Here is a 13,097-nt window from a genome sequence, read left to right as displayed (position 1 = left end):
ATGTCCGATTCGCTCGCTGACACCGCCTCCGCATCGCGCGGTGGCCGCGGCATCCCACTGTCGCTGTCCCAGCAGGCCGCCCTGCTGCCGGAACGGATGCGCCGCACCCCGGCCGTGAACCTGTTCGTGGCGCTGGAGATCGTCGGCGGCCTCGATGCCGAGCGGCTGGACCGCGCGGCGGGGGCGGTGCTGGCCCGGCACGAGATCCTGCGGACGGTATATCCCGACGATCGCCGAATTCCCTACCAGCGCACGGTGGATGCCCCCGACTCGGTACTCGAATCGGTCGAGACGGCCGACCTGGACGGCGACCTGCGCGCCGATGCCGGACACCGCTTCGACCTGGTGCGCGAGCTGCCGCTGCGAATGCGGTTGTACCGCCTGCCCGATCGCGATGTGCTCACGCTCGCCGTGCATCCGGTCGCCGCCGACGATCGCAGCCTCGAGCTGCTGCTCGCCGAGCTGTTCGCGACCTACGGCGGGGAAACGGTTCCCGCGGCGCAGCAGTACCGCACCTTCGCCGCCGCGCAGCTGAAGGCGCTGGCGGCCGACGCATCCGCGGACCCGGACCTGGCCTACTGGCTGCGGCAGCTGACCGAGCTGCCCGAGCGGGCGACGGTGGCCGCCGCCGACGCGCTGGCCGAATCCGCGCCGAGCGCTCCTCGCAGCTTCCAGATTCCCTCGGATGTGCTTGGCGCGCTCGCCGCCGAGGCGGAACCGGTCGTCGTCGCGGTGCTGGCCCGGGCGCTGTCGGAGGCCGGGCTGGGGGAGGAGGTCGCGATCGGCATCACCGCTGCGGGCCGCGCCCCCGGTGCGGAGGCCGCCCTGGGCAACTTCGCCAATTACCTTGTGCTGCGCACCCGTCCGGCGGATGAGCGCACGCCGCGCGAGCTGATCGCCGACACCACGCGACTGGTCGCCGAGGCGCGGTCGCATGCGGGCGCTCGGATCGAACGGCTCACCCACGAACTGCGCGGTGCCGCCGCCGTCGCCACCGGTGCGCCGTTCCAGGCGCTGGTCACCGTGCGCCCGGTGCTGTCGGTGGCCGGGCGGACCGTGCGCGAACTCGCGCGCCGGGTGGCCCGGCCGCACGGCGTCGACATCGTGGTGGACATCAGCGGGGAGGACGCCGCCACCGTGCGCGTCGACTTCTCCGATGCCCTCGCCGGACGTCCCGAGGGCGAGGAATTCGCAAGCCTGCTGCAACGGCTCTGCGCGAACTGGGCCGCCGCCCCCGATCTCTCGCTGGCCCAGCAGGCCGACGCCGTGGCGCCGCACCTGTTCGAGCGGGAGGATCCGGAGCAGTTCGGCGCGACCGGCCTCGGCGGCCCACCGCGCACCGATGCCGAGCGGGCGCTGGCGGCGGCCATTCGGCAGATCCTCGAACTCGACGAGGACGATCCGGTCGGACGGGCGGACACCTTCTTCTCCCTCGGCGGGGACAGCATCGGCGCGCTGAAGCTGGTGACGCTGCTCGCCGAGCAGGGCTACGCGCTGGATGTGCAGAAGGTGTTCGAGTATCCGGCGATTCACGAACTCGCCGAACAGCTTTCGGCGGCGGAACCGGCCGCGGCGCAGCCGGCGGCCCCCGAGGTGGCCCCGATGAGCGCGTCGGGCCTGGACCCGGCCGCGCTGGCGGCACTCGGCCGAAAGTTCGCCGACCGGTGAGCGTCGAAATCCTCGACGTCGTCGCGCTGTCCCCGCTGCAGCGGGGGCTGTACTCGGTGAGCTCGATATCCAGCGGTGTCGACCCGTACCTGGTGACCTTCGCCGCGCGCATCGAGAATCTGACCGACCTGGCCGCGCTGCGGCGGGCGTTCGGTCGATTGCTGGAGCGGTACCCGCATCTCGGCGGTGCGGTGCTGGCCGAGGACGTGCCGCATCCGGTGCTCGTCATCACCTCGGCAGGGGAGATCGGCTGGCGCGAGGTGGATCTGCGCGCCGCCGCCGATCCGGACGAAGCCGCGCGGCAACTGTACTGGGACGAGGCGCGGCGGCGGTTGGACCTCGAGCGCGGCCCGCTGTTTCGGGTGGTCTCCGCGCGGGTGGGCGAGACCGCTTACGAATTGATCTGCACCGCACACCATATCGTCGTCGACGGCTGGTCGATCCCGCTGCTGTTCGCCGATCTGATCGCCCTGCACCGCGGGGACGGCGACACGCTGGCGCCCGCGCCGCCGCTGCGCGTGCACGCGGCGTGGCTGGCGAGCCGGAACACCGAGGAGTCGAGACGGGCCTGGGCGGCCGCCCTGGCCGGGCTCGCCCCGATGCCGATGATCGGGCCGCCCGCCCCGGCCGACATCGATCTGCCCGTCGTGGGCGAGGCGCGGCTGGACCCGCGGGCGACGGCCGCGCTGCAGTCCTGGGCGCGCGGTCGCGGGCTGACCCTGAACACCGTGCTCCAAATGGCCTGGGCCCGTATTCTTGCCGGCCTCACCGGCCGCGACGATGTGGTCTTCGGACAGACCACCTCCGGCCGGGACGCGTCGCTGCCCGAGGCCGAACGCCTGGTGGGGGCGCTGGTCACCACGATCCCGGTGCGCGTGGTGGTGGACGAGCGCGATCCGGCCAGCGCGGGTGCGCGACTGCAGCGCGAGGTGGCGCAGCTGCGCGCCCACGAATATCTCGGCATCGCCGAGATCACCCGGGTCGCGGGTGCGGGCCAATTGTTCGACACGCTGCTGGTTTTCGAGAACTCCCCGATCGGAAGCGTGACCGCCGAGATGCCGATGGGCGGCGGGGCCAGCCTGCGGCCGCGTCGGGTCGATTCGCCGAGCCACTATCCGCTCGCGGTGGTGCCGGTGGTCGAGCAGGGCGAACTCATCTGCCGCGTCGAGACCCGGCCGGACCTGGTGGCGATCTTCGATCCGGACCGCATGGCGCGCCGGGTGCTCGCGGTCGCCCAGCGCATCGTCGCGGCGCGGCGCTGCTGCGAGGTGGACATCCTGCTCGACGACGAGCCCGCGATACTGGCGGATCCGCAAGGGCGGGAAGCGATTACGGCCCGGTCGGTGCCGCAGGTGCTGCTGGAGGCGGCGGCCCGGACCGCCGACCGGACGGCGGTCGTCGACGCGATCGGGCGGCAGAGTTTCGAGGAATTCGGCCTGGCCGTGCGGACGTTGGCCGCGGAACTGCGGACGGCCGGTGTGCGGCCCGGTGACGCCGTGGCGGTCCTGCTGCCGCGTGACCGGCGAGTCCTGCACGCGCCCTTCGCGATCGGTCATGCCGGGGCGCTGTGTGTGCACGTGGACCCGGCGACGCCCGCCGATCGGGTGGCCTACATGCTCACCACCGCCGGGGCGCGCATCGTCCTGGCCGACGCGGGGCAGGCCGATGTCCTCGGCGAGGTCCGTGCCCAGGGTGTCGACTGCGTGCATGCGATTCCGGCCGATGACGGGCGGTTGCGGTTCGCGCAGCCGCTCGAATCCGAACCCGCCGATGTCGCGGCACAGCCGAATCCGCAGGCACCGTTCTATGTCGTCTTCACCTCCGGCACCACCGGTCGCCCCAAAGGCGTTGCCGTATCGCACGGTGCGCTGCTCAACCACTGGGCCAATCACGAGCGGCGGTTCTTCGCGCCCACCTCGGCGGCGCTCGGGCGGCAGCTGCGGATCGGGCACGGGTGGTCGACCGGCTTCGATGCCGCCTGGCAGCCGACGGCGGCGCTGCTGAGCGGGCACACGGTGGTGCTGCTGGGCGACGAGGTGCGCACCGATGCCGAGCGGATCGTGGCCGCGATCGCCGAATACGGCATCGATATCTTCGACACCTCGCCGTCGATGCTGAATCGGCTGATCGCCGCGGGTCTATTCCAGCGGCAGGACGGCGTCGAGCGGTGCCCGCTGGCGGTATTGGCGCTGGGCGGCGAGGCGATCGTCCCGGACACCTGGCGGCGGCTGCAGGGCCTGCCGACCACCCGCGTCGTCAACTTCTACGGTCCGACGGAGACGACCGTCGAGGCGCTGATGGCCGATGTCCACGACCACCCCGCCCCGACCATCGGTCGACCGTTCGACAAGATGCGCGCCGAGGTGCTCGATCACCGGCTGCGACCGGTTCCGGCGGGCGGTCAGGGTGAGCTGTATCTGTCCGGACCGCAGCTGGCGCTCGGCTATCTGGGCAGGCCCGGGACCACGGCCGCAGCCTTCGTGGCGGGGCCGGGCGGACGGCGCTATCGCACCGGGGATCTGGTGCGGCGCAACGCGGACGGCACCGTGGCCTACGAGGGTCGCATCGACGATCAGGTCAAGATCAACGGCTATCGGGTGGAGCCCGACGAGGTGACCGTCGTGCTGCGCGGACTCGACGGCGTGCGGCACGCCGCGGCGCTGGCGTTCACCGAGAACGGCCGCACCCGGTTGGGCGCGCTGGTCGTCGCCGATCGCCCGCCGGCGTGGATCCGCTCGGAGCTGGCCCGGCGGTTGCCGCGGTTCCTGGTGCCGACGCGCATCGCGCAGGTCGACGAGATTCCGTTGAACCGCAACGACAAACTCGATGTGCACGCCGCCGCCGCACTGCTGGCCCGTCCGGTCGAGACCACCGCGGCGGAGCCGGAGACCGATACCGAGCGGGCCCTGCTCGCGGTGGTCGAGGCCGTCGGCGGCGGCCGGGTCGGAATTCTCGACAGCCTGACCGATCTGGGCATCGACAGCATCGGCGTCATCGATCTGGTGTCGCGGCTGCGCGGCGCGGGGTATCGGGTGGCGGCCGGTGACGTGCTCGCCGCCGCGGATCTGCGGGATCTGGCTCGTCTGCTGGCCGAGTCGGATGCGGCTGCCGACGAGCCCGCGGCCGAGCTCGTGCCCGCGGGCACGGTGCTCGCGCTGACCGATCTGGCGCGGGAGATCGTCGCCGACGGTGATTACCGGTATCTCGCCCAGTCCCAGGCGATTTCGCTGCCGCCGGAGGTATCCGCGAGCGAGATCGTGGACCGGTTGGAGGCGCTCGCCACCGCCCATCCGACGCTGCGATCGCGGTTGGGAATCGACGACGCCGGGACGCCGGTGCTGATCGTGGGCGAGCGGTCGAGTGCGAGCGAACTGCTCGTCACCGCCGACGACTCCCGCGATGCCGCGGCCTGGCTGGCCGATACGGTCGAACGCCTGGACCCCGAATCCGGCCGAATGATCGCCGCGACCGTGCTGGACGGCCCGAATCCGCGCCTGCTGTTGTCGATTCACCATCTGGCTGTCGACGTCGTCTCCTGGCTGATCCTGCTGGACGATCTGCGCCGCCTGGAGCAGGGGCAGCCCCCGCTCAACGAAACACCGGTCGGCACACCACCACCCGCCACTGATTCCGGTCGCCCGCCGACGCTGGGCCGCCCGATTCGCGGGCGGCTCACCGACCCGGCCGCCGATCGGGCGGGCAAGGCGATTGCGCGCCGCGTCGAACTCGGAGCCGACCACACCGAGCGGCTGCTCGCCGCCTGCGCGGAATCCGGTGTGCGGCTGGAGGACGCGCTGCTGCTGGCCTGCGCGCACGTCGTGGCCGACACCGCCGACGCGGACGGCCGCATCCCGGTGACCCGCGAGTCGCACGGGCGGGCCGAGCGCGACGCGGACACCCGTCGGGTGGGCTGGTTCACCGTGGAGGAGACGGTGCTGGTGCCCACGGCCGCGATCGCGGACTGGGCCCCCAGCGCGGGCCGCCCGCCGGTCACGGACCGAACACTGCACGCGCGCGGCCAGATTCGCCTGAACCACCTGGGCCGATTCGATCTGCTGCGCCTCGAGGCGGGCCCGTGGTCGCCGGTGCCCCTGTCGGAGTTCACCTCCGAATTCGGGGTGGCGGCGCATCCAGAGCTGCCGCTGCGCTTCACGATCGATGTCAATACCGCCGTGGTGCCGCGGGATTCGCGGCCGCGGCTGGTCGCCCAGTTCGATGTCAACTCGGCGGTCCTCGACGAGGCCGAGGTGCGCACCCGCACCGATCGGTGGTTGACCGCACTGTCCGGATTCGCCGAGGGGCGAGCGGAATTGGGAGGGAAGAACTCGTGACTCAGGTGCTGGAGCCGGACCGGGCGGCGGTGAAACGGCAGCGCAAGGCCGACGCCGCGGCGCGCAAACAGATCCTGGCCCCGGTCAACGGGACCCTGTCGCTGGCGAGCCTGGTGATCGTGCTCGCCTCGGTCTGCGGCGTCGTCCCGTTCATCCTGATCATCGAGGCGTGCCGGGAACTGCTGGCCACCCCGATCGACTCCGGCCGGGTGTGGCGGCTGGTGCTCGCCGCGATCGCGGTGCTGGTGCTGCGCGGCCTGTTGCAGGCCGGTGCGCTGGTGTGGACCCACCTGGTGGACGCGCGCTTCCAGCTGACCCTGCGCCAGCTCCTGGCGGCCAAGCTGACCCGGGTGCCGCTGGGCTGGTTCACCGAGCGCAGCTCCGGTGAGGTGAAGAAATTACTGCAGGACGATATCGAGGCGCTGCACTATCTGGTGGCCCACGCCCGGCTGGAATTCGTCGGCGCGGTGACCGTCCAGGCGGTCGCGCTGATCTATCTGTTCACCGTCGACTGGCGGCTCACCCTGGTGCTGCTGGTGCCCCTGCTCCTCTACACCCGGGCGCTGGCCGCCATGATGAGCCCGGCCCATGCCGAGCGGCTGAAGCTGTTCGAGGGCTCCGAACGCGAGATCGAGCAGTCCACGATCGAATTCGTCGACGGCATTCAGGTGGTGCGCGCGTTCGGCCAGGCCCGCAAGGCGCACAACGTCTTCCAGGAGGCGGTGGACCGGACGGCGGCGAATCTGCTGGCCTGGAAGACGCCGATGACGCGGTTGCAGTCGGCCGCCGAGATCCTGCTGACCCCGGTGTTCCTGATGCTGGTGGTCGTGGTGGCCGGGCTCGGCTTCGTCGAACTCGGCTGGAGCGAGCCCCTGGACATCCTGCCGTTCCTGCTGCTCGGCATCGGACTGGGCAGCGCGTTGCTGGGCATCGGTTACGGTGGACAGGCCCTGCGCGAGGGCGCCGCCGCCGCACTGCGACTGCACGACCTACAGCAGACGCCCGAATTGATCGCGCCGACAAGCGAAATCGCGTCCGCTCCGATTCCCCGGGCCGGGGTGGCGGTGCGTTTCGAACGGGTCGGCTTCGGCTATCGCGAGGACCGCATGGTGCTGCGCGATATCGATATCGAACTCGCGCCCGGCACCATCACCGCGCTGGTCGGGCCGAGCGGATCGGGTAAGTCGACGCTGGCCCGACTGCTGCCGCGCTTCTACGACGTGAGCTCCGGGCGGATCACCCTGGGCGGGCGGGATCTGCGCGAGCTGTCCACCGAGGAGCTCTATCGCACGGTCGGATTCGTTCTGCAGGACGTGCGGATGATCCGCGGCAGCATTCGCGAGAACATCTGCCTGGCCCGCCCGGACGCCGACGACGCGGCCGTGGAACGGGCCGCGCGCGCCGCGCAGATCCACGACCGCGTCCTGGCGCTGCCCCGCGGCTACGACTCCGAGATCGGGGCCGACGCGGTGCTCTCCGGCGGTGAGGCGCAGCGGCTTTCGATCGCCCGCACCCTGCTGGCCGACACCCCGGTGCTGGTGCTCGACGAGGCGACCGCCTTCGCCGATCCGGAATCCGAGGCCGCCGTGCAGGACGCGCTCGCGACGCTGGTGGCCGACCGGACGGTGCTGGTGATCGCGCATCGGCTGCACACGATCACCGGCGTCGATCAGATCCTGGTACTCGACGACGGGGTGGTGACCGAGCGCGGCGACCACGCCACCCTGGTCCGCGCGGGCGGTCTCTACCAGCGGCTGTGGGAGATGAACGAGGCGTCCGTGAGGGAGATGCGGTGATCACCAAGGTTTTTGCGCTCGTCCCGGCCGAACTGCGTGGGCGGGTGCCGCGGTATTTCGCGCTGATCGGCGCGCAGGCGCTGGGCCAGATCGCGGCGTATCTGCTGCTGATTCCGCTGCTGGGCGCGCTGTTCGACGGTGACACCGGTCGCGCCTGGAAGTGGGCGGGGTGGATGGCGGTCGCGGTGGCGGTGGCCTCGGCGCTGTCGTATGTGCAGTCGATGACCGGCCTGCGCATCGGGGTCGGCATGCTGCGCGGCGCGCAGACCCGCCTCGGCGATCATCTGAGCACCCTGCCGCTGGGCTGGTTCGCCACCGCCGACGCCGGATCGGTCTCTCGGATCATCGTCGGCGGCGTGCGGGAAATCCTCGGTGTCGTCTCCTATCTGGTGGCCCCGGTGCTCACCGCGGTGCTGGTGCCGATCGGCGTCGCGGCCGGGGTGGCCTTCGTCGACTGGCGGGTCGCGCTGACCATGGTGCTCTCCCTGCCGGTGCTGCTGCTGGTGAGCCGGTGGGCGAACAACAGCTATTCGCGCTCCAATCGCGAACTGCACGAGGCCGCCGCCGAGGCCAATGCCCGGGTGATCGAATTCGCCCAGGCCCAGCCGGTGCTGCGGGCCTTCGGCGCGGTGGGCGAGGGGAACCGCAAGCTGTCGCAGGCGTTGCGCGGGCAGCAGCGGGCCGCTACCGGGCTGATCTTCGCGAGTGTGCCGGGGCTGATGGTCTTCGCGCTGCTGGTGCAGGCCGTCTTCCTGCTCCTGGTCTCGGTGGTGGTGGCGCGCGGCACCGAGGGCGGGCTGTCGGTGCCCGCCGCCATCGCGTTGATCGCGGTGAGCTCCCGGTTCATCGAACCGATCAATCGCGCGGCCCAGCTCAGCAATGCCCTGCGCAGTGCGGCCGACGCCGCCGATCGCATCCTCGAATTCCTCGCCGTCCGCGGTCTGCCCGAAGCGACCGCGGCGGTCGAGCCGGGCGCGCCCGCCATCGAGTTCACCGAGGTCGAATTCGGTTATCGCGACGGGGAGAAGACCATTGCCGGGGTGTCCTTCACGGTGCCCGGCGGCACCACGACGGCGATCGTCGGCCCCTCCGGCGGCGGCAAGACGACGCTGCTGCGGCTGGCGGCGCGCTTCTACGATGTCGATGCCGGGTCGATCACCGTCGGCGGGCACGACGTCCGCGCGCAGCCGTCGGAAACGCTGCTGCGCCAGGTCTCCCCGGTCTTTCAGGACGTGTACCTGTTCAACCGGACCATCGCGGAGAACATCCGCATCGGTCGCCCCGACGCGACCGACGAGCAGGTCCGCCGCGCCGCCGAGACCGCCCGCGTCGACGAGATCGTCGAGCGCCTGCCCGACGGCTGGGACTCGCTCGTCGGCGAGGGCGGCGCCGCGCTGTCCGGCGGTGAGCGCCAGCGGGTCTCGATCGCGCGGGCCCTGCTCAAGGACGCCCCGATCGTGCTGCTGGACGAGGCGACCAGTGCGCTGGATCCGCACAGCGAGGCCGTCGTGGTCCGCGGTATCCACGAACTCACCCGCGGCAAGACCGTTGTGGTCGTGGCGCATCGGCTGGCCACCATCCAGCACGCCGATCAGATCCTGTTCGTCGAGGGCGGCCGAATCGCCGAACGCGGTACGCACGCCGGACTTCTCGATCGCGGCGGCCGCTACGCCGAATTCTGGAAGGAACGCTCCCGTGCGAGCGGGTGGCATTTGGCCGACACATAACGGCTGATCTTGTTAGGTTAGCCATACCACAGTTGTGTATTCCGCGGCGGCCGCTGCGTTACTATTCTCAAAGGTTAGGCAAGCCTAGCCTTTGTGAGTAATAGGCTGGATTTTCGGCCGGTGAGGAGTCTGATGCTCGGCAAGGCTGACGTTCGCGACATCGTGGCGGCGGAGCTGGGAATGCACCCGGAATCGATCGGCTACGGCGACGATCTGGTGAGCCTGGGCATGCACTCCATGAAGCTGATGCGGCTCGCGGCCCGCTGGCGCAAACAGGGTCATGAGGTGCGCAGCTCCGAACTGGCCCTGCGGCCGACCATCGACGACTGGGCGGAACTGCTGGCCAGCGGCCGCGTCGAGCCCGAGCGGCCCGCCGCCGCGCCGGTCGCGGCCGCCGAGGCCGACACCGACGAATTCGCCCTGGCCACAATGCAGCACGCGTACTGGGTCGGGCGTCGGCAGGATCAGCGGCTCGGCGGTGTCGCGGCGCATCTGTACGTCGAATTCGACGGTCGCGGTCTGGTGGCCGACCGCATGCGGACCGCGGTGCGGCGGCTGGTGCGCCGGCACGAGCAGCTGCGCGTGCGGTTCACCGACAGCGGCACCCAGCGGGTGCTGCCGGAGCCGTTGCGGCCGGTCTTCCACGTCGTCGATCTGACCGGCGAATCCGATTCCGGGGCCGCGGAACTGGAGCGGCTGCGGCAGGAGAAGAGCCATCAGCGCATGGACGTCGAGGCCGGCCAGGTCATCGACATCACGCTCACGCTGCTGCCGGACGGCAACCACCGCCTGCACGTCGATGTGGACATGCTCGCCGGAGACGCGCTGAGCTACCGCCGCATTCTCGACGATCTCGCCCACCTCTACGAGACCGACGCCGACGCGCTCGCGCCCGTCGGCTATACCTTCCGCGAATATCTGTCCGCCAAGCGACGCACCGCACCGGACAATTCCGCGGCGAAGTCCTGGTGGGAGAACCGGATTCGCTCGCTGCCCGATATTCCCGCGCTGCCGGTCCTGCCCGAGGGCGAACGCCCGGATCCGGCGCGCAGCATTCGCCTGCACCACCTGTTCGGCCCCGAGGCGAAGGCGCGGCTGCACGCGGTGGCGCACAGCCACGGCATCACCCCGGCGGTCGCGTTGGCCACCGTCTTCTCCGAGGTGATCGCCCGCTGGTCGGCACAGCAGCGCTTCCTGCTCAACGTGCCGCTGTTCGATCGGGAACCGCTGCACGACGATATCGACCGGGTGGTCGGCGATTTCACCAATTCGGTGCTGGTCGATGTGGACGCCCGCCGGACGGAGTCGATGGTCGAGCGGGCCAAGCGGCTGCAGCGCGAGTTGCACACCTGCGCCGCGCACGCCACCTACGAGGGTCTGGACGTGCTGCGCGATCTGGGCCGACTGCGCGGCGGCCCGGTCACGCCGTCGGTGGTCTTCACCTCCGGACTCGATCTCGGCGAGCTGTTCTCCGAGCGCGTCACCGCGCTGTTCGGTGCGCCGGTGTGGATTCTGTCGCAGGGGCCGCAGGTGGATCTGGACGCCCAGGTGGTCGAGCTCGCGGGCGGGCTGCTGGTGAACTGGGACGTGCGCCGCGACGCCATGCCCGCGGGCGTGGTGGAGGCGATGTTCGCCGAATTCCGCGATCTGCTGCTGGCCCTGGTCGAGCCGGACGCCGATTGGCATGCGGCTCTGACGATCCCGCTGCCGCGGGCCCAGCGCGCCGTGCGCGACGCCGTCAACGCCACCGCGGCCGATCTCGGCGCGCGGACCCTGCACGACGCCTTCTTCGACCTGGCCGAACGCGATCCGGAGCGGGTCGCCCTGCGCTGGCGCGACGGCGGTTCGTCCAGCTATGGGGAGCTGTCCGAGCAGGCACTGGCCGTGGCCCGCGCGCTCGTCGAGGCCGGGGTACGACCCGGCGACACGGTCGCGGTGATCGTGGCCAAGGGCCACCGGCAGATTCCCGCCGTGCTCGGCGTGCTCGCCGCCGGTGCCACCTACCTTCCGATCGGGACCGGGCAGCCCCCGGCACGGCGCGACCGCATCCTGACCCGCGCCGCGGCGCGCGTCGCGCTCGTGGACGAGGCCGCCCCCGACCTGCCCTCCGAGATCACCGCGGTGTCACTGCGATCCGCCGTATCCGGCCCGCGCCTGGACCGGCGGCCCGAGGTGACGCCGGACGCGCTGGCGTATGTGCTGTTCACCTCCGGCTCCACCGGCGAGCCGAAGGGCGTCGAGGTCGGCCACCGCGCCGCGACCAACACCATCGACGCCATCGCCGCGCATTTCGCGCTGGGGCGCGACGATCGGCTCATCGGACTGTCCTCGCTGGAATTCGATCTGTCGGTCTTCGACATCTTCTGCCCGCTGGCCCTCGGCGGCGCCCTGGTGTGCGTGGACGCCGAGACCGAGCGGGACGCGGCGGCCTGGGCGGCACTGATCGCCGAAACCGGTGTCAGCGTGATCAATTGCGCGCCCGGACTGCTCGGCATGCTGCTCGATACGGCCTCGGCCGAGCAACTGCGCTCGCTGCGCGTGGTGATCACCGGCGGAGACCGAGTGAAAACCGAACTGGCACAGCGCTTCCGGGTCGCCGTGCCCGGCCTGCGCTTCGCCGGTCTGGGCGGCACCACCGAGACCGCGATCCACTCCACGGTGTGCGAGGTGACCGACGACTTCCCGGCCGACCGGCCCACCGTCCCCTACGGCACCCCGCTGGCCAATGTGGCGCTGCGGGTGGTCAACGAGCGCGGCGAGGACTGTCCCGACTGGGTGATCGGCGAATTGTGGATCGGCGGAACGAGTGTCGCCGACGGCTATCGCGGCGACGCGGAGCGCACCGCCGATCGCTTCGTCGAACTCGACGGCGTGCGCTGGTACCGCACGGGCGATCTGGCCCGCTATCTGCCCGACGGCACCGTGGACTTCCTGGGCCGCGCCGACCATCAGGTGAAGATCCGCGGCTACCGGGTCGAACTCGGCGAGGTCGAGGCGGCGCTGACCGCGCAGCCGGGGGTGCGCGAGGCCGTGGCGCTGGTCACCGACGCGGGCCGCCTGGTCGCGGCCGTGACCGTCGACGGTCCGGCCCCCGAACTCACCTCCGGACTGCGGGACCTGTTGCCCGCCCACATGATTCCCGAGGCCGTCGAGGTGCTCGACGCCATTCCGCTGACCGCCAACGGCAAACTCGACCGGGCGGCGATCCGCCGGATGATCGATGCCGACGCGCTCGCCGAACGCGCCTATGTCGCGCCCGCGAACGAGGTCGAGACCGCGGTGGCCTACATCGTCGCCCAGATCCTCGGCGTCGAGGCGGTGGGCGTGGAAACCGATTTCTTCGACATCGGCGGCAATTCGATCCTCGCCACCACCCTGACCGCCAAGATCCGCGGGCTGCTGGCCGTGCGGAAGTTCGGGGTCACCGAGATCTTCGAGGGCCGCACCGTCCGCCGGATCTGCGCGAGCCTGCTCGCCGCCGAGGCCGATCCGGCCCGGCTGGAACAGGTTTCGCGGATTCTGCTGGAACTGGCCGAGGTGCCCGTGCCGGTCGGCGCGGCCAACTGACCCGCGGC

Annotated in this window: 5 protein-coding genes; all 5 read left to right on the top strand. The window is 71.3% G+C overall.

Features of this window, described 5'->3' with window-relative positions; genetic code table 11:
• The 5 genes from NDR87_RS19965 (at position 1) to NDR87_RS19945 (ending at position 13,089) form a co-directional block, all read left to right on the top strand.
• Positions 1 to 1,668 carry a condensation domain-containing protein gene (locus tag NDR87_RS19965; protein WP_251914350.1) on the top strand — a complete coding sequence of 556 codons (1,668 nt, stop codon included), beginning with the start codon at positions 1 to 3 and terminating at the stop codon, positions 1,666 to 1,668.
• Positions 1,665 to 5,999, top strand: coding sequence for an amino acid adenylation domain-containing protein (locus NDR87_RS19960; RefSeq protein ID WP_251914351.1), 4,335 nt, complete (start codon positions 1,665 to 1,667; stop codon positions 5,997 to 5,999). The genes NDR87_RS19965 and NDR87_RS19960 overlap by 4 nt, the downstream gene beginning before the upstream one ends.
• Positions 5,996 to 7,795 carry an ABC transporter ATP-binding protein gene (locus NDR87_RS19955; protein WP_251914352.1) on the top strand — a complete coding sequence of 600 codons (1,800 nt, stop codon included), beginning with the start codon at positions 5,996 to 5,998 and terminating at the stop codon, positions 7,793 to 7,795. Before NDR87_RS19960 ends, NDR87_RS19955 begins: the two co-directional genes overlap by 4 nt.
• Positions 7,792 to 9,522 (top strand): ABC transporter ATP-binding protein, encoded by a 1,731-nt coding sequence (locus NDR87_RS19950; protein WP_251914353.1) that lies wholly within the window; start codon positions 7,792 to 7,794, stop codon positions 9,520 to 9,522. The genes NDR87_RS19955 and NDR87_RS19950 overlap by 4 nt, the downstream gene beginning before the upstream one ends.
• Before the next feature lie 132 nt (positions 9,523 to 9,654).
• Positions 9,655 to 13,089 carry an amino acid adenylation domain-containing protein gene (locus NDR87_RS19945; RefSeq protein WP_251914354.1) on the top strand — a complete coding sequence of 1,145 codons (3,435 nt, stop codon included), beginning with the start codon at positions 9,655 to 9,657 and terminating at the stop codon, positions 13,087 to 13,089.
• Positions 13,090 to 13,097: the final 8 nt, after the last annotated feature.

It is taken from the genome of Nocardia sp. CDC159, from assembly GCF_023740735.1.
Lineage (GTDB): Bacteria > Actinomycetota > Actinomycetes > Mycobacteriales > Mycobacteriaceae > Nocardia > Nocardia pulmonis.
This window is presented reverse-complemented; position numbering and strand designations above follow the sequence as displayed.